This window comes from Virgibacillus ihumii, from assembly GCF_902726655.1.
Taxonomy (GTDB): domain Bacteria; phylum Bacillota; class Bacilli; order Bacillales; family Amphibacillaceae; genus Lentibacillus; species Lentibacillus ihumii.
The window spans coordinates 165,673-187,118 of sequence record NZ_CACVAN010000001.1 but is presented as its reverse complement, the minus strand read 5'-3'; the positions used below and the strand labels follow the sequence as shown (position 1 = coordinate 187,118).

General features: G+C 41.9%; 19 protein-coding genes. 1 reads left to right on the top strand and 18 read right to left on the bottom strand.

What is annotated here, in order from left to right; all coding sequences use genetic code 11:
• Positions 1–18: 18 nt before the first annotated feature.
• The 8 genes from rpiA to HUX68_RS00975 all read right to left on the bottom strand — a co-directional run bounded on the left by rpiA (position 19) and on the right by HUX68_RS00975 (position 7,053).
• Complete coding sequence (gene rpiA / locus HUX68_RS01010) at positions 19–702, bottom strand: ribose-5-phosphate isomerase RpiA (RefSeq protein ID WP_281355655.1); 684 nt, start codon at positions 700–702, stop codon at positions 19–21.
• A 29-nt stretch (positions 703–731) separates the two neighbouring features.
• Complete coding sequence (locus tag HUX68_RS01005) at positions 732–2,018, bottom strand: TRAP transporter large permease (RefSeq protein ID WP_174612900.1); 1,287 nt, start codon at positions 2,016–2,018, stop codon at positions 732–734.
• Positions 2,018–2,503: a TRAP transporter small permease gene (locus HUX68_RS01000; RefSeq protein WP_246206584.1), complete on the bottom strand. Its 486-nt coding sequence runs from the start codon at positions 2,501–2,503 to the stop codon at positions 2,018–2,020. Before HUX68_RS01000 ends, HUX68_RS01005 begins: the two co-directional genes overlap by 1 nt.
• Positions 2,504–2,520: 17 nt before the next feature.
• The gene (locus HUX68_RS00995; RefSeq protein WP_174612899.1) at positions 2,521–3,540 is read right to left on the bottom strand and encodes a TRAP transporter substrate-binding protein; all 1,020 of its coding nucleotides are present in this window, start codon (positions 3,538–3,540) and stop codon (positions 2,521–2,523) included.
• Between the two features lie 33 nt (positions 3,541–3,573).
• Positions 3,574–4,206: a bifunctional 4-hydroxy-2-oxoglutarate aldolase/2-dehydro-3-deoxy-phosphogluconate aldolase gene (locus HUX68_RS00990; RefSeq protein WP_174612898.1), complete on the bottom strand. Its 633-nt coding sequence runs from the start codon at positions 4,204–4,206 to the stop codon at positions 3,574–3,576.
• A gap of 15 nt (positions 4,207–4,221) precedes the next feature.
• Positions 4,222–4,779: a 6-phospho-3-hexuloisomerase gene (gene hxlB / locus HUX68_RS00985; protein ID WP_174612897.1), complete on the bottom strand. Its 558-nt coding sequence runs from the start codon at positions 4,777–4,779 to the stop codon at positions 4,222–4,224.
• Positions 4,780–4,795: 16 nt separating this feature from the next.
• Entirely contained in the window at positions 4,796–5,800 is a 1,005-nt protein-coding gene (locus HUX68_RS00980; RefSeq protein ID WP_174612896.1) for a LacI family DNA-binding transcriptional regulator, read from the bottom strand.
• A gap of 281 nt (positions 5,801–6,081) precedes the next feature.
• On the bottom strand, positions 6,082–7,053 hold the full coding sequence (locus HUX68_RS00975; protein ID WP_174612895.1) for a nuclease-related domain-containing protein: 972 nt from the start codon (positions 7,051–7,053) through the stop codon (positions 6,082–6,084).
• A 300-nt stretch (positions 7,054–7,353) separates the two neighbouring features.
• Between HUX68_RS00975 and HUX68_RS00970 the strand changes: the two genes are divergently transcribed.
• Positions 7,354–7,725, top strand: a complete 372-nt coding sequence (locus HUX68_RS00970; protein WP_174612894.1) for a DUF1360 domain-containing protein — start codon at positions 7,354–7,356, stop codon at positions 7,723–7,725.
• Positions 7,726–7,822: 97 nt separating this feature from the next.
• On the opposite strand, the gene HUX68_RS00965 is transcribed toward HUX68_RS00970, so the two are convergent.
• The 10 genes from HUX68_RS00965 to HUX68_RS00920 form a co-directional block, all read right to left on the bottom strand.
• Positions 7,823–8,443 carry a DUF3889 domain-containing protein gene (locus HUX68_RS00965; protein ID WP_246206583.1) on the bottom strand — a complete coding sequence of 207 codons (621 nt, stop codon included), beginning with the start codon at positions 8,441–8,443 and terminating at the stop codon, positions 7,823–7,825.
• A gap of 78 nt (positions 8,444–8,521) precedes the next feature.
• Positions 8,522–8,767 carry a hypothetical protein gene (locus HUX68_RS00960; RefSeq protein WP_174612893.1) on the bottom strand — a complete coding sequence of 82 codons (246 nt, stop codon included), beginning with the start codon at positions 8,765–8,767 and terminating at the stop codon, positions 8,522–8,524.
• 26 nt (positions 8,768–8,793) lie between these two features.
• Positions 8,794–11,631, bottom strand: a complete 2,838-nt coding sequence (locus HUX68_RS00955) for a VWA domain-containing protein (protein WP_174612892.1) — start codon at positions 11,629–11,631, stop codon at positions 8,794–8,796.
• Entirely contained in the window at positions 11,612–13,438 is a 1,827-nt protein-coding gene (locus tag HUX68_RS00950) for a vWA domain-containing protein (RefSeq protein WP_174612891.1), read from the bottom strand. Before HUX68_RS00950 ends, HUX68_RS00955 begins: the two co-directional genes overlap by 20 nt.
• 4 nt (positions 13,439–13,442) lie before the next feature.
• Positions 13,443–14,324, bottom strand: a complete 882-nt coding sequence (locus HUX68_RS00945; protein WP_174612890.1) for a DUF58 domain-containing protein — start codon at positions 14,322–14,324, stop codon at positions 13,443–13,445.
• Positions 14,325–14,361: 37 nt separating this feature from the next.
• The gene (locus tag HUX68_RS00940) at positions 14,362–15,366 is read right to left on the bottom strand and encodes an AAA family ATPase (protein ID WP_174612889.1); all 1,005 of its coding nucleotides are present in this window, start codon (positions 15,364–15,366) and stop codon (positions 14,362–14,364) included.
• Position 15,367: 1 nt separating this feature from the next.
• A complete protein-coding gene (locus HUX68_RS00935) occupies positions 15,368–17,005 on the bottom strand; it encodes a hypothetical protein (RefSeq protein WP_174612888.1) in 1,638 nt (545 codons plus the stop codon).
• A 3-nt stretch (positions 17,006–17,008) separates the two neighbouring features.
• Positions 17,009–17,890 carry an ABC transporter permease gene (locus HUX68_RS00930; protein ID WP_174612887.1) on the bottom strand — a complete coding sequence of 294 codons (882 nt, stop codon included), beginning with the start codon at positions 17,888–17,890 and terminating at the stop codon, positions 17,009–17,011.
• Complete coding sequence (locus HUX68_RS00925; protein ID WP_174612886.1) at positions 17,891–18,823, bottom strand: ABC transporter ATP-binding protein; 933 nt, start codon at positions 18,821–18,823, stop codon at positions 17,891–17,893.
• On the bottom strand, positions 18,820–21,210 hold the full coding sequence (locus HUX68_RS00920; RefSeq protein ID WP_174612885.1) for a hypothetical protein: 2,391 nt from the start codon (positions 21,208–21,210) through the stop codon (positions 18,820–18,822). The genes HUX68_RS00925 and HUX68_RS00920 overlap by 4 nt, the downstream gene beginning before the upstream one ends.
• Positions 21,211–21,446: the final 236 nt, after the last annotated feature.

Below are 21,446 nucleotides of genomic sequence, written 5' to 3'. Positions count from 1 at the left end.
CCAATACCACCAATCATCCTATTTATTACCATCCATAATTTCAATTTTTCCATTTCGTCCTATAATTGCTTTATCGGTCATCCCAATAAATAACCCCGTCTCCACAACGCCTGCTATTGATTTTAATGCATTATGCAGAAGTTTAGGATTTGCCATTTCACCAAAGCTGCAGTCCAATATATAATTTCCATTATCGGAAATGAAAGCGCGATTTCCGTCTTTTCGCAATTTCGGTTCAGCACCATATGCAGCAATCTGGTTTTTCGTCATTTCCCAGCCAAATGGCACAACTTCAATGGGTAGGGGGAAACTGCCTAGCTGTTGTACGATTTTCGATTGATCGGCTATAATGATTAATTTTCCAGCTGCAGCATCGACGATTTTTTCTCGTACAAGGGATCCCCCTCCGCCTTTTAACAGATTCATTTGCCCATCTATTTCGTCTGCACCATCAATTGCAAGATCAACGGTTGCAGTTTCGGGAAAGTCGGTTAACGGAATGCCATACTTCCGTGCTAATGATTCTGTTTTTACGGAAGTTGGTATCCCCTTCATATCAAGTCCATCTTTTACAAGAATACCAAGCTTCTGCAGCATAAAGTCTACTGTCGAACCGGAACCCAAACCGACTGTCATACCATTTTTAATAAATTGCGTTGACGCCTCGGCGGCTAGTTTTTTATCATTATCACCGACTGCCAATATCATCACCCTTTCATAAAACTACCAACTCAAAACAAACCTGGATTTATTAGTTTTGGAATATAAAATGCAATATCCGGCAGGAATGCAATAAACAGCAGAACCACCACAATAATTGCTATATAAGGTATGACAGCTCTGAACGATCTTTCGATTGACATATTCCCTATTTTCGCCGCAAGTAATAAACATAATCCATAAGGCGGTGTAATCAGCCCTACTGCCAGGGTTATCACAACAATTAAACCAAGATGTACAGGATCAATTCCAAATTCCAAAGCGGCCGGCAAAATAACAGGGACAAACAAAATCATGGCTGGAATGGCATCCATGAAAGTACCAACAAACAAGAAAAATCCGATAATGATTATTAGAAATAACCATTTTTGACCTACACTATTTGTAAAGAAGTCCTGTGCGATAGCTCCTAATTGATAATAACTCATCAATTCGCCGAGTGCACTTGCAGCTGCCAGCGCAAATAATGAAAGGGAGCTTAACGACAATGTGTCCATTAATATCTTAGGCAAATCTTTCATTTTTAATGTTTTATAATAAAACATACAGACTATTAACGTATATAATGATGCTACCGCAGCAGCTTCTGTTGCGGTGAAAAACCCGGTAATAATACCACCAATGATAATGATTGGTGTAAATAAAGCGGGAATAGCCTGTCCGAATAACGTTGCTAATTTTTTAAACTCTACCCGTGCAGATCTTGGATAATTTCGCTTCACTGCAACAACATAAACAAAAATCATCATACCTAACCCAATTAAAATACCCGGTATAATTCCACCAAGAAACAATGCACCTATGGAGGCGTTCGTAAGTCCGGCAAAAATAATCATTGGGATACTTGGCGGGATAACAACACCTACTGTTGACGATGCAGCTGTAATCCCCACCGCAGTTTCTTTGTCATATCCTTTCTTCTGCATACTTGGAATCAAAATTTTCCCTACTCCGGCTGTGTCCGCCTGTGAAGCACCTGAAACACCCGCAAACATCATCGATACTAATACGTTTGCATGTGCCAGTCCACCACGAATCGGTCCCACAATTGCCAATGATAGATCAATTAACTTCTCGGAGATTTTCCCTGAATTCATTAAATTGGCTGCTAAAATAAATAATGGTACAGCCAGCAGAACGAAGGAATCCAGTCCATTTAACATTTTCATTGGTACAGTCGCCTCAGGGGTATATGGCATATCTACTATACCAATCAATGCAACAATTGCAATTACAAATGCAATCGGTATACCTATAAGCATTAAAACGATAAATAGTCCAATCAATAAGAACCCCATTATTCATGTACCCCCTTTGCCTTTAATGAATTGAAATGATCAATTAAGTGTGCCAATGAATAAATAACCATTGTTCCGGCCATTATCGGAATTGCTATCCAAATATAGCCCATTTTCATTTCCGGGATGGAAACCCATGTATAGTTCCAAAACTCGTTCACAACTTGTAACCCAAGTATAAAAATGGCAATATTAAACAAAATCAATATGACATCATTAAAAATAGATAATGCGATTTTTTTCTTTCCTTTTAAATTTTTTAATAGAAAATCAAAGTTAAAATGCTCACGGCGATTCACCATAACAGCAGCTCCCATAAAAATTGACCATATGAAAGCGTATTTCGAAACCTCCGTCGTCCAGATAAGCGAAATCCCCATGTGCCTTGTTATAATTTGCAGCATGATTACCAGAAAGAAGATGCACAAGAACACTATTCCGACTGTGATTTGTACTTTTTCAAGGGCTTGAACAAAACGTTTCACTTTCTACCCCTCCCCGATTATTTTAGTTCTCTTATTGTTTGCAGCATGTCAGTAACACCAATTTCTTTTGCAAATTTCTCTTGAATCGGCTTCGCTATTTCAATAAACGGCTGCCGATCAATTTGATTAACAACCGCGCCATCTTTAATTGCCTGCTTTTTATATTTCTCTTCCTGTTTCCGTGTTACCTTCCGTTCCGTCTTAACTGACGCTTTTGCAGCTTGCAGGATAACTTTTTGATGTTCTTCAGAATACTTATCAAATTTCTCACCGTTAATTAACAGAAATCTTGTTGTATAATCATGTCCTGTCTCCGTTATATATTTTCCATTCGGTGTCGTATGATGGGCCTGCTGGACAAAGAACGGATAAGCATTTTCTGCTGAATCAACCACATCCTGTTGCAGTGCCTGATAAAGCTCTCCCCAGGCAACAGATGTCGGAACCGCTCCTGCTTGCTCCCAGAATTCTGCTACAACACCGGATGTCTGTGTTCGGATTGTCATACCTTCCAAATCTTCAATTGATTTCAATGGTTTCTTTCCATAGAAATGCCTGACACCCGCTGTCCAGTATCCTAATAATTTAAATGAATTATTTGATTTCTCATTCAAAATGTTGGCCATCTTTTCTCCAACTTTTCCATCAACAACTTTTAACCAGTGCTCATAGTCTTCAAATAAATAGGGTGTGGAGAAAAAGCCAATTTCTTTAATTCCGGTTTGCGTCATAAATCCCGGTGATGCAACAACTACATCAACCGCTCCCAATTGAAGCTTTTCCACCAACTCTGACTCTTCCGTGCCAAGTGTTCCGGCATGTACTTCGACTTCTATCGATCCATTTGATTCTCTTTCTGCCACCTCTTTGAATTTTAATAATCCTGCTTGGTATGGACTATTGGGTGATGTTTGGTTATGGGCTGCGATTATCTTAATCTTTCCGTCTTTATCAGCATCAACTTGATCCGAGCAAGAAGTCAAAATTGCCACAGATGCCATCAAAACCAAAATGAAAGCGCATTTAATTTTACGCATAATTACAAACTCCCTTCTCTATTGGAAAATAATTCACCGTTCACCCAGTTTTGCAACAACGTTTTTTGCTTTAGCTGTCAATTGTTTATAGTCTTCATTTGTTTTCAATGTTTTTGCATTTACCAGACTGCTGCCAAGTCCAGCTGCTGCAGCCCCTTTTGCAAAATAGTTATTCATATTTTCTATCGTTATACCTCCCGTTACCATTGCCTGTACATGTGGAAGGGGGCCTAAAATATTTTTAATATAATCCGGTCCGAAAGTATTCGCAGGAAAAATCTTCACCATTTTTGCTCCATACTCATATGCGGTCAAAATTTCCGTTGGCGTCATAACGCCAGGAATATTCAATACATTGTACCGTTTTGTGAATGCCAGTGTTTCTGTGTTTAACGCAGGTGAGACGACAAATTTCGCACCAGCCGCCAGCGTTTTTTGTGCCGTCTCAGGATCTAAAACTGTGCCAGCTCCAATACACATTTCTTTTCCCATATGGTTTACCGATGTTTCAATTATGCCTCCCACCTTCGGAGTCTCCGCAGTAATCTCTGCTATTTTCACACCGCCTGCCGATAACGCCTCAAGGATTGGTACAATCGATTGCTTATCTGCGTGACGAATAACCGCCACTATCTTTTGTTCGAGTATCATTTCCATTGGTGTCATCTAATCACTCCTTTACTATTCAAGGTTTGCATGCTTTTGAACTAATTCCGAACTGTCGTTATGCTCCGGCAGCTGTTGCAACAGATAAACAGCAATTGCGTCCAATAGCAGGTGGGCAGATTGGTCAAATTGGCTCCCCAGCGGCTGAATGGTTTCCGGTTCTGAATCGAGTCGTTTTTTTGTGGCAGCCGGTATTCTTAGAAAGCGGTCACTAAGCTTTCCGATCGATGAATCTTCATTCGTTGTGAGAAGAACAACCCTTGCATCAATTTCTTTTGCTTTTGTTGCGTATTGTTTTAACGTAGTCGTGCTTCCGGATCCGGAAATAACCAGCAATACATCATCCGGTGCAATACTTGGGGTTATGGACTCCCCGACGACATATACAGGAAAACCCATATGCATCAGCCTTATGGCAAACATTTTTCCGACTGCTCCTGATCGCCCAGTCCCGGCTATAAAAATTCGTTTTGCTTCTTGCAGTTCTTTTGCTGCTTCAACGGTTTGATCAGAATCCACATGTTCCAACACTTCCGTTATTTCTTTAACCACTGTGTCTGTAATATTTTTCAATTCTGCTTCCTCCCTGTTAACAAGATTCCCGTGTGATTAGCTTCGGTTCAAACCTGTATATCCCAAAAACTTCTTCATTGCTTTTATCTCTAATTAACTTTAATAATAGTTCTGCAGCCTTCTTCCCCATTTGAAATGCAGGCTGCGCAATTGTCGTAAGTGCAGGGTTGTAAATACTTGCAAACGCCACATCATCGATACCAATCAATGCTATATCTTCTGGAATACCAAGATGATGTTTCTTTGTATATGCTAAAACCTTCAATAACACCCGGTCATTCGAGGCCACAATTGCTTCAGGAGAGCTAGCCTGAGTTAACAAGTCATGTATTTTATTTTCTAATTCCGATAAATCATCACTTACCAGGGAATTAGGGTTAAACGGAATTCCGTTTTTTTCTAACGCCTGCTTATATCCTTCAATTCTTTCCAATCTTGGGGTTACAGAAGTTTTAGTTGAAGGAGAAATCATCCCGATTTTCTTATACCCGCTCTCCACTAATTGACCGACAGCAAGTGATGAAGCCTTTACGTTATCGGTCATAATAGTTGGGATCTGTACATCCTTTAAAATTCTGTCCATAAACACAACAGGAAACTTTGCATCTATCAATTGCTTATACAGATCAACATTTCCTCCTGTAGGAAAAGCAATGATCCCATCTACCTGCTTGGCTCGTAACATGTCAATATAACGCTTTTCCTTCATAGGGTCATCATCTGCATTGCAGACAATAATTTGAAAATCGGATTCATTGCAATAATCCTCAATAGCCCGAATGACTTGCGTGGAAAACACATGAAGAATGTTTGCAACAATTACACCAATTGTCTTCGTGGACTTTTGCTTTAAACTTCTTGCTACTATATTCGGACTGTAACCCAATTTCTCGATTGCTTTTTCAATTTTCTCCTTTGTATTTTCTCCCATATAATCATAGCGTTTATTTAAGAATTGAGACACGGTACTCTTTGAAACTCCCGCATGCTTTGCAACATCAGCCATTGTTATCGTTTTCATTCTGATTACTCCTATATTTATTTTTAACTAAACCGGTTTACTAAATCGATTTAGTTAAAAGTATAAAATAAATGAAAACGTTTTACAAGGATTATTTTTAATAAATTTATAACAAATCATTCCAGCTTATCGTACGACAATACAACCATGGGAATGCGCCGCTAACTATGGTTTTTCACAAACGGCTTTCTTCAACAAAAAAAGCTGCATCCTGTTAAAGATGCAACTTTTTTAATACTCTGCCATTCGCCCAGTATCAATCCCATTACTGAAGAATTCTGCTATCGATAAACACTCTCCATGTTTAGGTAATTTATACTCTCCAAGCCTTCTTTCGTCTCCTGAAGTACCTCTTTTGAGTGCTTTTTCTGCTCAGCATGTAACTGTTCACGGAAATATTGACGAATCTCGGTTTCCCCTATTAATCTCGGGACATTTTGATCGTCAGACAGGTCAATTACACCGTCTGTATTTTTATCAGATGAATATCCAAAATAAACAATTGGCGTAATAAAGTTTGTTCTGCCAAAGTGCTGATAAATATAATCCCTTAATGTATAAGCCGTCGACATAACCTGTTGCGCCGGGTCACCATACGATTTAACCTGTATTTTCTTTTCATCAAATTCCTGATCCGGCACAAAGACCAGCGTATGTTTTTTCCCAGATGATTGATTTCTGGATGTCATCATATCTGCAATGAACGAAAATTCCCCCGCGTTTTCCTGTGTCAGACCATGAACGACTTTCCCCTGCCAGTACTTGGTTTCCACAACATAAACACCTGTCGGGAGCAATACTAGGTGATCAATTTGCCGTGTTTTCAGATTCCCGTTTTCCTCATAGGGTATATACAGGTTTGGCACTATATACATTTCATCGCCGGAAATAATACCTTCCTGAACCAGATCACTTTTCAATTGCTCCAAGATCTGATGTGTAATGATTTCACCGGCATTCCGGGAATATCGCTGTATATCGGTAATATTTTTATTCAATTTACCAATATGATGATTCAAAGTTTGTATATCCTTTAAATAGTACTGCTCAAGTTCCGCCATCTTGTCCTGCCATTCACTTTCCTGGTCATAGTATGAAGATCTGAAATCTTCTTCCGCAGCGGCTATCTCCAATTGATGCCTTTTAAATGCTTTGGCTTCTCTTTTATCTGTTTTCTTCCTTAAACGGAAAATATACCAGACACATCCGATTAAACTGATAAATAAAACGATTGTAATAATATTCCAAATCATATGCAACCACCTATATTAATGGTACGTATTTCAATAGTAACAAATAGATCGCCGTGAAACTAGTAGCTTTTTCCAATAAAAGCTTCCTATTGTTTCTTCTGCTATGAAAATAACATTCACTGTAGTATTTATTTCCCCTTGTAAATAAAAATGAAACAGTAATACGATTGAAGGGATAGCCTATATTACACTGGCTGGTAGTCCAAGGGGGATCTATTTTTTTGGTTACTCGTCCTCTATACTCCGTTTAAGATTCGTTATGAAGGATAGACTAAGGAAAAAATCGGAAGGGTCTGTTGTATGGAACTGGAAATTACCTGGATGGCTTTTATCATGCTGATATTGGCCAGCTATCGCCTTACACACCTGATTGTTTTTGACAAAATAACGGAATTTATCCGCAAACCTTTTTTAACAACAAAAAAAATCTCCCCGACTGAAACAAAGGCAGTTCCCAAATCCAAAGTCGGTTACCTTCTGACGTGTTACTGGTGTACGGGAATCTGGAGTGCAATCTTATTGGGACTGACCTACCTGTGGATTCCGGATATTGCCAAGTATCTTATTTTTATTCTGGCCATCGCCGGCGGACAAGCAATACTTGAATCATTTGTCGGAGTAAATATTAAACGTACTGCTTTGTATGCAGAAGAAACAGAGGAATTGAAATAAGAATATGCGGATAAACCAGGGGCTATCGTTAAAAGAACGACACACACTAACGCCCGGATCTGATTCAGCTGTCTAACCACCGGGCGATTAAAAGTTGTTATTCATTTATTTCCCGAACATTAAAAGACACGATTCGGTCAGTGGCTGCATTATAGACGACAGTACCACGGACTTTCACCCGTTCCTGTGGTGATTCCAGGACATACTCATATGTTTCTCTGACTTGATTGCCGGCTAATTGTGTCTCACCGGTTTTATCGTATTCCAGAATATTGTAATTCGGATACCCGATCTGGACAACTTCAAGCAGATATTTTCCCCATTCCTGTTCTTCGAGTTCAGGGGCAGGATTTATCAGCACATTGATCATTCCCTGACTCGGATTTGCGCCAAGTGCGGTAAATGCCAATCTGTGCAAATTAATCCGATTTGGCGGATAACCTGGCACCTCATCAACAACCGTTACAATTATTTCACGTTGTGGGATTGCCGGGTTCGATATTTTCAATGTTTGACCACATTTGAACGGAGCATCCGGACTTACCGCAACGGTCATGTACTGGTTCGCCGACCAAGGTATGCCGCATTTTGTAACCGGACCACCTTCCGTCCATGTAGCCTGACCTTGAATGGTTTGCTGTCGATATGAATATACCGGATAAGTCTGCGGGTATCCATAGTAAGGCATTCTATAATGGGGACCATACCAATTCATCATTTATTTACCTCCTGTCTGGTTGTATAACCTGCTGTTACCATATGCATATGGGAGGTTGACCTGTGATAATGGTTTAGGTCAAAGCGTCTTTATTGCAGTATCGTTGATGATTCGGTCCCCGAAACTTGTTAACATGTTCTCTTCGTACGGTCGATGATTCGCTTGTGCGATTGATGTTCTCCGCGTATGGTTGATGTTTTCCTCGTACGGTTGATGTTTCGCTTTTGCGGTTGATGTTTTCCTCGTACGGTTGATGTTCTCCCCGTACGGTTGATGTTTCGCTCGTACGGTTGATGTTCTCACTATAACGGCTAATCTTTCCATGTACAATCACTATTCGCTAATGTATCTTATTTTGGACGTCGTTTTTTGGCATCCAGTAATCTGACGAGTCTTTCTTCCCTGCTTTTGTCATCGCCAGTCTGACTATTCTTAGACCGCTTAGCCGGCTCCGTTCTATCCGTTTTTTCTTTCGATGATCTACTGTCTGTTGGGTACGGCGGGTTTCCAACGGTTCGTTTCTTTTGCTTCGGTTGAGAATCAGTTTTTTTCGCAGCAGATGCTTGTTTTAGCTGACTCAGCTGTGCGGACCTTTTTTCTGTTTCGCCACTCACCTTACTCCGATTGTTTTTAACATTGGAGCTGATTTTATTTACAAAAGCAAAATTAATACGGAATCGTCGCACTGCCACATCTACCATAAATAAGAGCAATGCCATGATCAACAGCGGATAAAACAAATCCTGTCGATCGTAACGGGGAGGCATATCTTCTGCGGAAAAAACATTTTCGAGATTTTCAATGACCTGTCCACCGCCCGCTTCGGCAATTTTTTTGATGACACGCTCATTCGTCGGTGTGAATGTGTATTCCTGTGAATATGGAACGACAATTCCCGTCTTGAACGAGCCGACAACTTTTTCGTTTTGCTGTTCCGTAATTTGCAGGAAGTATACACCGGATTCCTTTGCCTTAAAGGTTCCTTGATACTCCCCCGGGGCTTTTGGTTGTACGTTGAAGTCAATTTTTTTCCCTGTTTCGCTTACTAAATTGACATTTACGTTAGCCGGATTATTGTCGGCAGCCGTTATATCCAGCATGACTTCATTCCCCTCAATCGTTTTTGATACCTGATAAGACTGCTTTTCATATTGTGGAAACGTCCAGGTAACGATGTCATTCCATAACGGTGCCCAATTTTTCCATTTTGGCCAACCACCTGCCCATTTTCCGGATAAATCCGACGTCCAGGCAACGGTTTTACCCAGACCATATTGCCACCTGGCCAGAACAGGATCACCTTTGTCACTTGTTAAAATCTGCTGTGCCCGATTTTTTGGAGCAGTAGCAATATAAGCATTCATCTTCGGGACACCATTTTCAAAATAAGATCTCCATCCAAAACCACCTGCAAATTTCGGATAAAACGGATCATCTTCAATATAGGTCCTGGTAACCAAAGCTGTTTCTCTTGATAAAATGGTTGGAATATTGGAGTTATTTTGCACTTGATAAAAACGACCGCCGCCCAACTTCGCCATTTCTTCCAGCAACGGTCCATCCGCTCCCATTCCAATCGCTACCGTTGATAACGTGATACCATTTTTACGTGCTTCTTCAATCATTTGCTGATAATTAAGGCTTGTCGCCGACTGGCCATCCGTCAGCAGAATGATATGCTTCCGCTTTAATTCCAGTGGCTCTATTTGTTTGTAAGCCTGGGATAATGGTGTGAAAATATCAGTGCCGCCGCTTGCGGTTATCGACCGGATTTTCTTTAACACTTCTTCCTTATCTTTGATTGGCCCAAGTTCAACCACCTGCCATGGCGCTGAATCAAAGGCAATAACGCCAAGTGTATCTTTTTCCCGCAGAAGCTCAACTGACCGGGCAGCTGCTTCACGCGCCAAGGAGATTTTACTTCCCATCATACTTCCTGACTTATCAAGTACAATATACAGCCCTAATGATGGCAGTTCCTTTTTACCCTTGAGGTCCATATTAACCGGCAGCAATCGCTCAATCGGTGTTTTAAAATAACCGCCAACACCAAACGATTGGTTGCCGCCTGTCATAACAAAACCAACGCCAAAATCTTTTACCGCCCGTTCAATTAGTTCCATTTGCTTTTTTGTTGTCATATGTGCAGACACATTGCTGAAAATAATTGAGTCATAGGTCAAATAACTGCTTAATTGTCCAGGCAATAATTCAGGTGGAACAGTTTCCACTTGGACTGCTGAAGCATCAAGCGCTTTTTCCAGGTTGGCTGCTGCCCCATTTTTTCCTTCGACAATGAGAACGTGCGGCAGACCTTTTGTTTCAGCAAAGGCTGATAACTGATTGTTTTCAATGACCTGATCTTCGGCACTGACAATTTCTGCATTAAACGTATGAAATCCGTCAGTTGAAATTAAAGGCTTAAAGGACAATTGATTCGTCCCTTTATTCAGGTCAACAGATTGATCAATAATTGTTTCGCCATCCATCGTAATACGAACTTGGCTTGTTGTATCAATGGTGCTGTCTATCTTCAGGGAAATGGCTGCTTGTTCACCTAAATATATATTTTCCGGTACATCAAAAGAAGAAATAGCAACATCGTCCTTATAAACCGATGAAAAAGGTAAAACATCCACAATATAGCCCCGTCTGTTCAAATAGCTTGCCTGTCTGACTGCATCATCCATATTTTCATTGCCATCGGTCATTAAGACAACCCGCCCCTTATCATCCGATGAAAACAGACTCCCAGCCAGCTGTAATCCGGACGCCAGGTTCGTGTAGGAACGGTTTATTTCGGTTTGGAAATCCTGAATACCATCTGTCTGTTCAGATAAAGGAATTTCAACTGCAGCTTCTCGACCGGTAGACACAATACCTGCCTCGTCTTCTGCAGCTTTATCATCAATTGCGTTATTGACTTTTTCCAACATAAGCCCTTCATTATCTGCCATACTGTGTGACCAGTCCACAACGAAAACGGTCGCCATCTGCTGAATTGGCCAACGTAATTGCACCCCTGCCAAAGCAAGGATGATAAGCGTAAAAATAATTGTCCTTAGTGCCGTCAACACTATTTTTCTCCCACCGCCCAGCGGAGTATCAGACCGCCAGTATAAATAAATAACAGCAGCCATTGGAATAAACACGAGAAACCATAAGGGATTATCGACTTGAAATGCCACGTCGATACACCTCCCACTCGATAAACAATATAAATAAAGCGATCACTGCAAAAACACGCCATATTTCCTGCTTGGATAGTGTTGCAGTATCTTCACTTTGTCCAGTATCAATGGAAAATGATTGGGCTGATTCAGCGGTTCGTTCTTCATTATCCAACTGAACAACAAAATGACGAAACAATGATCCTGTTGCTGTTTTTTCATGAAGTTGATAGATTCCCGGCTTAGTTGGCATTGTTACCTCTGACTTTCCAAGGTCAAGCTGCTTGATATCCTCACCGTCCAATTGTTCTATCATCGCTTCATCTGTTGCGGTGGATAGTTTAATTGCTGCTGTTTTTTGTGGTTGATAGTAACCAAGTGATTTCCCGCTGCCTGCCAGCTCATCAATACTCGTTGCCAACAAAATGGGAAATCCCGGCTGGAGCGGCCAATCGGAATCATTCAAATCGAATGCAAATAACATCATCGGGGACTTCTTGTACATCCCTTTACCGATAATGACCTGATCCCCACTTTGAACAAGCGGATTCAACCCGTTCCAATCACCAATCGAAAATGCCTGTCCTAAATAAACATTACTGACATCGGTATAGGTTAGTATCGGGACGTCCCCCACTTGCTTTAAGCTGTAATCCAATTCAACTTTTTCTTTCACATCAAAAGGTCCTCCCACGGAAGGTGAAAAAATCAGTTTCGGACCAGCAGGCCATTGATCCGCTTTGACCCCGGATAAAAGGTAAACAGCATTAGGCTTCTGTTCCGGAAAAGAATAGTTTCCATCTTCATCCTTTGGCACCGTTGTTACCTGCATTCCAGCTGACAAAAGTGCTTGCTCAATAAACGGATTAACCTCTCCCGCTAAATAAACGGCAGGAGATTGCTGTTTTGGCAATAAAGCATACATCACGTTGTCCAAGGGGTAAGCATCATCACCTATTTTTACCTGGTAATAATCATGGATTGGTAAATCAGTCAGGCTAAACGTTTGTTGTTCATTTGCAGGTACTTTTTTCGTTAACTGTTCCAGTGTATTCGCATCATTGCTGACGGATAGTGTAACATCAGCAGCCTCTGATGATTCATTTTTCACCGTCACAATTGCAGAAACCTGATTGCCGGATTGTTTAACACCAAACGCCTGGATAGATATATTTTTTGGTAATACTTCGCTGTTATGAACCACAATTGGATTCGTAAAGTTCTGATCAGATACGCTTTCTTTATCGAGATTGTCTGTGAAGATGTGTATCTCCCCTGTCCCCTGTTGAATCAGTGATTGCGCCAATTGCAGACTATCACTTAGGTTCTCATGCTGATAGGTCACCTGCAATGATTCAATTTTATCACGGACAGCAGCATGATCCGTCTGATCGGATGCAAGCAGGACAGGAGCTTTTTTGGCATGGACGACACTAACCTTTTGCTCATTGCCCAACTGATCAATTAACTCCAGTGCCTGTTGTTTGGCATCGGCAAATCGGCTTTTCCCATCCTGCTCGGCCATCATGGTTGCGGATGAATCCAGGACAATAACCAGGTGATCGCCACGTACTTCCTCACCAACGATAAATGGTCGGGTCAATGCAAAAATCAGAAAAAGCAGAATTAAAAGCTGCAGCAACAGTAATAAATTTTTCTGCAGTTTGTTCCACCAACGATCTGACTCCCATTCCTGGAGTGTCCGTTCCCATAGATAAATAGATGATATCGTTTGCTGATCATATTGTTTCTTAAAGAAGTAGAATACAAGTAAGATTGGAATAGCACTTAAAAACCAGAAGGAAATCGGTGCCAGAAAACCCATGCCTTCACCTCCCCATCCAGCCTTTGCGAAATAGTGATGAAAAAATAGTTTCTTCCAGACTATCAGCAGTAGAACAGGAAACCAGGTCCATCCCCCGCTTTTGACAAAATGATTGGATGGTTTCCATATGATTGTCAAACAATTGCTTGTAATGCCTCATAGCTTTGGGGGACATCGATACTTCACGACGGCCAGCCGTTTCGATATCAATAAGCTGCAGATCACCGATGTAGTCGGGATCAGCCTCTTCAGGCAACAAAACTTGAACAAGCAATACCTGCTGACGCCTGGCCTGCATCTTTTTTATTGCCGAAAACAAATCAGCCGGATCATCCAAAAAATCGCTTATTAATACACTAAGACTTCCTTTCCTGCCTTGGCTTGCCTGCTTAATCAGATGCCGGCCGAATCGTTCGTCACCAGTCGCTAAAGAAGTTTCCTCAATAAAATCAATGACTTTATTCGTCATCGCCCTCCCTTTTGTATACGGATAAGCGTTAGAAGGAGAACCAACTGGTATAAAGCTTAACCGGTCAGCGTTCGTCAATGTTAAAAAAGTGAAAACAGCGGCAAGCTGCCTTGCTCGCTCCCACTTTTCATCCATGACGCCCATTGATTGGCTACAGTCCAAATAGACAGAAACCGAAAGCTCCTGTTCATCCAAAAAACGCTTTACATAATATTTTTGTGTTCTTGCATATGTATTCCAGTCAATTTGCCTGAGATCATCTCCAGGGTTATACAACCGGTAATCAGAAAATTCAAGGGAAGATCCCTGTCGCTGTGATCGCCGTTCACCCTTATGCCCCCCTCGGACAATTCGTTTGGAGGCAAGCTTAAAATTAGCCAGGCGCTTTGACAGGACTGGTGATAGGAGCGTACTCATCCGCTCACGACCTTTCTGCAGGAGTGTGCTTCGTGTGTCATTTCCGGGCCTTTGGAAGATCCGCTTCCACAGACTCAAGCAATTCTGTAATCAGATGATCCTTGTCCACTTGCTCAGCCTCACCTTCAAAGTTTAAAAACAGACGATGGCGCAATACCGAACATGCGACCTTTTTGATATCTCCCTTTGACACGTTATACCGTCCGTCAAATAATGCCCGTACCTTTGCAATTGCTATTAAACTCTGCAGTCCTCTTGGTCCCGATCCATAGTGAACATATTTTTTCACCCCGTCCGGTGCATGCGCATGATCCGGATGCGTCGCCATCGTAACGTTAACAGCATAATCCAATACATTATCCGCCACCAGCAGCTGTTTTGCCAATTGCTGTGCATGAACAACGAAGGATGCATCCACCAGTTTTTCCAACGCTTGCACAACCGCTCCTGTTGTCCGAACCGCTATTTCTTTTAATTCTTCACGTGTTGGATAGGCGACATCAATCTTCATAATGAACCGGTCCATTTGTGCTTCCGGTAATGGATATGTCCCTTCTAATTCAATCGGGTTTTGTGTGGCAAGCACAAAAAACGGCTCCGGCAATGGATGCATTTCGCCCATTACGGTAACAGTTCGCTCACCCATCGCTTCAAGCAGCGCACTTTGGGTTTTCGGAGTCGCCCGGTTAATTTCATCAGCTAAAACAATATTGGAAAAAAGCGGGCCTTGATGAAACACGAATGACTGTCCGCCTTGCTCGTTTGGCTGAATCATATTCGTTCCAGTAATATCTGTTGGCATTAAATCCGGGGTGAACTGTACACGAGAGAACTCAAGATCCATCACTTCAGAAATTTTGCGTACGACCATTGTTTTCCCAAGACCGGGAAGCCCTTCCAGCAAAACATGGCCTCCGGCAAATATTCCCCAGAGCAGCTGTTCAACCACATCATGCTGCCCGACGATGAAGCGGCTGATTTCTGCTTTAACGGATTCCATTCGTTCCTTTACTTCGATCAATTCTTGTTCCTGTAATTCCATATTAATTCGCTCCTTTTTCCGGCTCTATATCGGAAAAGTAACCTTTGATTATTTTTTGCAGATGGTCCGGATAATCGTTTCGTTCCAATGCTTCGCGGTACGTATTTTTATAGTGCTGATAAACCTCATCATAGGAACGCACTTCACCTGGAAGTACCGGCGCGTTTGGAGCGACTTGCTGTTCAGTTGGCCCTGATCCCGATTTCCCTGTATCCACTTCCCGGTTCTGCCTGCCATCCAGTTTTTTAGGAACGGTCAGATTGCGGTTCCCTTTACCTAAACCGGCACCATTGCCGCCACTTCCGGACCCACTGCCAGACCCAGCCCCGGTGCCGCTTCCGCTGCCGGACCCTGTTCCCGAACCACTGCCGCTCCCGGAGCCTGCGCCGCTGCCAGACCCGGAATCGCTACCGGATCCAGAACTGTTCCCGGAACCAGCTCCCGATTGCCCCTGCTGTCCGCTTTCACCTGATTGTCCACTTGTTCCCGATGAATTGCTTGAAGAAGAAGCGCCGCTGGAAAATGTAAGCGAACCGGGTGTGCCGAGTCCGGCTGATGCCAGTTGTTGGTTCATGTTTCTGGCAAGCTGCTGTAATTCTTTTTGCGCTGTTGCTAACTTTGATGCATTCCCGGCACTTTCAGCTAGATTCTTCAATTGTTTTTCCATCTTGGACATTAACTGGTCAAGTTGTTCCTTGGATAATTTACCTTCTGCCAGGGCTTCATTGTCCATTCCCATCGATTTGGCTGCAGATTGCAACTTTTCCTTTAGTGACTGTAATTCTTTCTCGCTCAAATTATCTAATCGTTCCTTCAACATCGCCATTTGTTTTTCCATTTGGCTTGGATTCTTTTGATTAATCGCGTTTGCCAGGTTGTTCAGCCCTTGTTTCTGCAACTCTTTGGCTGCCCTATCCAATTGCTTCTGGCTTTGTTGTGATTGCTGCTTCAATTCGTTCAGCTGTTTTTCCGCCTGCAGCAGATCTTCCTTCATTTCTTCGGCTTTCTTTTCTTTTTTCACTTCTTCAAGGAGCTTATCCAGTTGTTCATCTGCTTTTTCACCCACTTGTTCCTGATGCTTTTCAGTGAATTGTTCAACCTTTTCCTGGTTTTCGTTTACAATTTCCTGTTCCTCTTCCTTGTCTTTCGCAATTTCCATGAAATCACTTGGAAAAAGAACACCAAGATACGCGAGCAGCAGCAGACTTGCGAAAACAGCTAGTTTCCGCCACTGAAACCAACCTGCTTTCTCCTGTTTAATGGCCGGTAAGACGTGCTTCATTTTTTTTAAGGTATCTTTTCGCTGAAGTTCGGCCATAGTTGATGTTTCATCCATAAAATGAAATGACGTCATCACCCGGTCATCCAGACCCTGCTGGTCAAATTTCTTAGCCGCTTCAAGGCTGCCCGGTTTTATCAAAAGAAAATAAATGAGAAAACCAGCAATGACCAGGCCAATCGTAACCACAATTTTAGTATCCAAATAAAGAATGACGAAAAAACGGCTTGCTGCAATCCACAATAACAAAAGCCCAGCACATGTTAGAAGGGCGGTATATAAAATCTGAACCGCAGCCTGCAGCCACAGTTTTCGTTTCACTTCTGTCAGCAACCGGAAAAACTGATCCTTCTGCTTCATATACTACTCCTTTTTCGCTTCCTTTTTCTTCACCCTTGTACCGGGACGCAGCTTACTGATTGCAACGAATAACGCCACCAGCGTAAGTGTAAGGTAGGCCAGCGTGAACCCTATCCAAAGTGGCAAGTCAATCCCAAGCTGCTGAAATTGATATACGAACATATTCATGTCAAACGAGGTGAGCATCGCTGCTGCCGGGTTCAACATCAACACCAGATAGGGCAAAAAATTATTATTGGTACCAGGTCCCATTTGCCCTTGGGATGCTCCAAAGATTAATTGCATCAAAAGAAAAAACAGAATGAAGGTTCCTACGACCAGGAACAGCATAAATCCGTAAGTGGTAATAGTAGATACGATTGTTTTCTTAAGAAGTGTCGAAAACATGATTCCAATACTTCCTATTGTGAGCATCGTTAATAACTGATATCCAAACACAACGAGTACCATCTGCGGTGAAACGCCGCCATACAGGAAAACAATACTGTAAAAAGGCAGTGATGCAACTAACATTAACGTTAAAAACAAAAGGGAAGAAAACAACTTACTTAAAATAATCGATGTTGACGACTGCTGTGTTGTCAGCATAATATTCAAGGTTTGCTTTTCCCTCTCCCCGCTGATTGAACCTGCCGTCAAGCCGGGCGTAATAAAAACGATTAAACCAAGCTGCCCCATCGATAGCAGCATAAATAAATTTTTACTGTCGGAAGCTGTAAAACTATTCCGGGTAAACTGTGTTTCGACATAGATAAACGCCAGACAAACCGCCCCGCAAACAAGCAGAAACAAAAATATCCCCAAAAAGTTTTTGAACGACCGAAACCTCAGTTTTACTTCCTTATTTAACACCGGGTTAATAAATAGTGACTGCAGTCGACTCATTTACTCACCCCCCTTGGTAATTTCCATGAAGATGTCTTCCAGATTCGTTTGTTTTTGCGAAAGCGTTAAAACAGGAATCCCACTGCCAACAGCCTTTTTCAACAATGCCACCTGTTCATCATCCGTCCCCTGATACGACAGTTGCAGAAGTTGTGCATCCTGTTCACTCCGATCAATCTCAAGAACATTCGGATCATCTTCAAAAAAAGAAATAGCATGCTCGACATTTTCATTAACCGTGACCAATAACACTTTTTGCGCCTGCAGCTGGCTTTCAATCTGACTGACATTCCCATGTGCAATCAATTGACCATTTTCAATAACCCCTAATTCATCACAGAGCTCGGATAGTTCCGGGAGAATATGGGATGAAATAATGATTGTTTTATCCATATTTTTCAGTTCCCGTAATATGCCTCTCATCTCAACCCTTGCACGAGGATCAAGCCCTGAAGCGGGTTCATCCAATATTAAAACTTCCGGATCATGGATTAATGCTCTTGCCAGGCAAAGGCGCTGCTTCATCCCCCTTGATAGCAAATCAACATAGGCATCGGTTTTGTCCGTCAAATTGACGAGTTCCAGTAACTGCGGAATGATTGTTTTTCTTTCGGCGCTCGCAATATGATAACTGGCACCATAAAAATCCAAATACTCATGCACCTTAAACTGATCATAAACACCAAAGAAATCAGGGACATACCCAATATGCTTCCGGACATGCTTTGGATCCTTCGTCACATCATAACCGTTTATATATGCACTGCCGCTGCTAGGTGCTAAAAGCGTTGCCAAAATGGAAAAGGTCGTTGATTTCCCGGCACCATTTGGACCGACAAACCCAAACACAGTGCCTTTATCAATCGTCAAGTTTAGATCATCAAGTGCTGTAAATGAGTCGTATCGTTTTGTTAAATTCAGAATCTCGATCATGGGTTTATCACTCCTTCAACCGTAACAGCAGGAACTTCAACCGGACCATCGGCAGATGAACTTACCTTCAACACAATCTCACCATTATGAAGATATTTTTCGTCGGCCTTTTGGTTAAATGAAGCCACATTTTGATCTACCGTATCGTAGGAATCACTTTGTGCGTTATACAAAGAAAACGTTAAGCCATTTCGCCGATTTTTAATATTGATACGTAATTCGTTTAATTTAAATGAACGGTCACTTAATGTTTCCGGAAGGTCATACGTTAACAGATACGAACCACCACTTGCTTCAAAAAATTGCTCGCCCTGTCTGGTGCCATTATGATAAATTTGACCTGATTCAACTGACACCTGTGGCACTTTAATTTCCGATGTAAGTGAACTGGTCTCTTTTTCAGGTAATTGAATTGCAGCCGGCTGCATAAACAAGTGAAGATTGTTCTGAACGGTTTCATCTCCGTTCACCGTTACCGGATACAGTGATTCATCCGTAAATCCAATAATCATTGGTGTATTACGGCTGCTGTCTTTGTGATTTCGAATGGCATTGGCTAGTAGCGCGGCCTTTTTTTGATCATCACTTTGCTGCCCCAGTTGACCCGGGCGGCCAAATAATTGATACGCAGCCTGAATGGTTGGTTTTTGGAAAAACGTCCTATTTGTCACATCGAAACTTACTTTTTTTGTCTCACCGGCTGCCATCCCGCCAATTTTATGATAATCATTTCCGCTGATCAGATAGATTTCCTGAAAATCATAGTCAAAGTTATTGGTAATTTTGCCGGAAACTTCACCGTTACCACGCGCTAAGTTTGACCCGAATTGACCATACTTCTTTACAGGATAATCCACTTCCACACTTCGAGGTGACCAAAATTCAACATTCCGGAATTGAACCGTTGCTTTGTTTCCGTTTTCTTCAATCATCGGCAAATCTGAATATGACTGCTGCTGTGGCGGTACATTGAATCGTCTTTCTCCAGGAAACGGATCAAACGCATTGTCAACTGATAACGTATAGGAGCCGGAACCTTTGGACAACAAAGCGATTGCCCCTTCACCACTGCCCAGTCCCTGTTCATTTACGGAAATCACAGACATCAGATTCGTTTTTACAGCGCCGCCGCGATCTTTGGCGCCTACTGTATATAATCCAACACTCGAAACAATTGCCAGCACAGGGATGATAATCCATGCCCACTCCCGTTTATCCATCCTTTTTAAAACAAAGTACAAAACAGGGAGTATCACGAGTAAGTAGGCTGCAAATATCAAGGCAAGTGTTGAAACGTTAAAATTCGCCAAGCTCGGGAAGGTTCTAACGATATTTCCTAAATCTTCACCCGGGTATACATTTCTGCTATTCATTCCGGGATTTTGACGATTACCGTCTCCAATTTGCTGCCATAACGGGTCATTGCCCTTCCAATCTGCCAGTGCCGGATGACCTATATCAAATGTGAATTGAGTTATATCGCCTTTCCCGATGTTCGTCTCAACAACTAAAGGAATAGAACCTTCTTTATACATGACGGTAGCATCCTTATCAATTTTACCCTTGAATAATTCCAGGTTATTTACCTGAATCGGCTTTTTATACAGCTTTTGGAAGCCTTGAATTTTTTGAGCGGTTTCTTTTCCAGTGATGGTTACCGGCAATATGTTTGCAAGGTTGCCGAACTGCTGCTTTAGTCCAGGTTCACTGCCCGTTGCAAGCGACCCGCCATTTCGCACCCAATTTTTTATCGCCGCTTGCTTCTGTTCAGGTAATTCAGCAACCGAATAATCGTTGATAACGAGTAAATCAAGGACCTCAAGCCCCCTTGAATCTTCAGGGATATCGCTTTCCTCAAGCGTTAGAACTTCCGGATTATTTCCATAAAACGATGTTAATTTTAAATAATTCAAACTGTCCGGCCGATCTGTAAGCACGCCAATCACCAATTTGTTTTGTGGTATGTATGATGGGATTACTTCCAGGCTGGAATCAATCGGGACCTCATGACCATCTTCCCAATTTCCTTTATATAAATGAAACTGCTGGTTATTTTGATTAAGTCTTGGCCCAAACCGATTCATTTCCTGCATCGCCGGCAATGCGAAAAAAATGCTTTTTGTTGTCCCGGATGCAATGTTAATGGGTATGACTTTGTTGCCAGCCGGTAAGGTAACGACAAGGTCCCCCGTAAAATCTTCCTGATTGTTCGTAATCGTCAACTTGACAGGAAAACCTTCAGATCTCTTCGCTTTTCCGTTTAAACCCGATTCCACCTCTATTTCCAATCTGTCCTCTTCGTCGGCATGTGCTGTATATGGATCATTAATACCCAAAAACGTAAACATCAGCACAAATAGTCCGACGATCATTATCTGTTTTTTCATCGTTTTCCCCCTTGTTTCCATGACAGTAATTGCAGTCCCTGAGTTGCGCTTTAACCCCTGCTAATTCAAATATTACAAATCTATGAAAATTGTAACATAATCATGGATAACTTTGGGATTTTCCCTGGTTGTTTTATAAAAGGTGGAGACAAAAATATCCTGCATACGAAATTTCCGAATAAATTTAAAAAGTTCCGAATATGTTCAAAAGTGCCGGATTATTACCCAAATTTGCC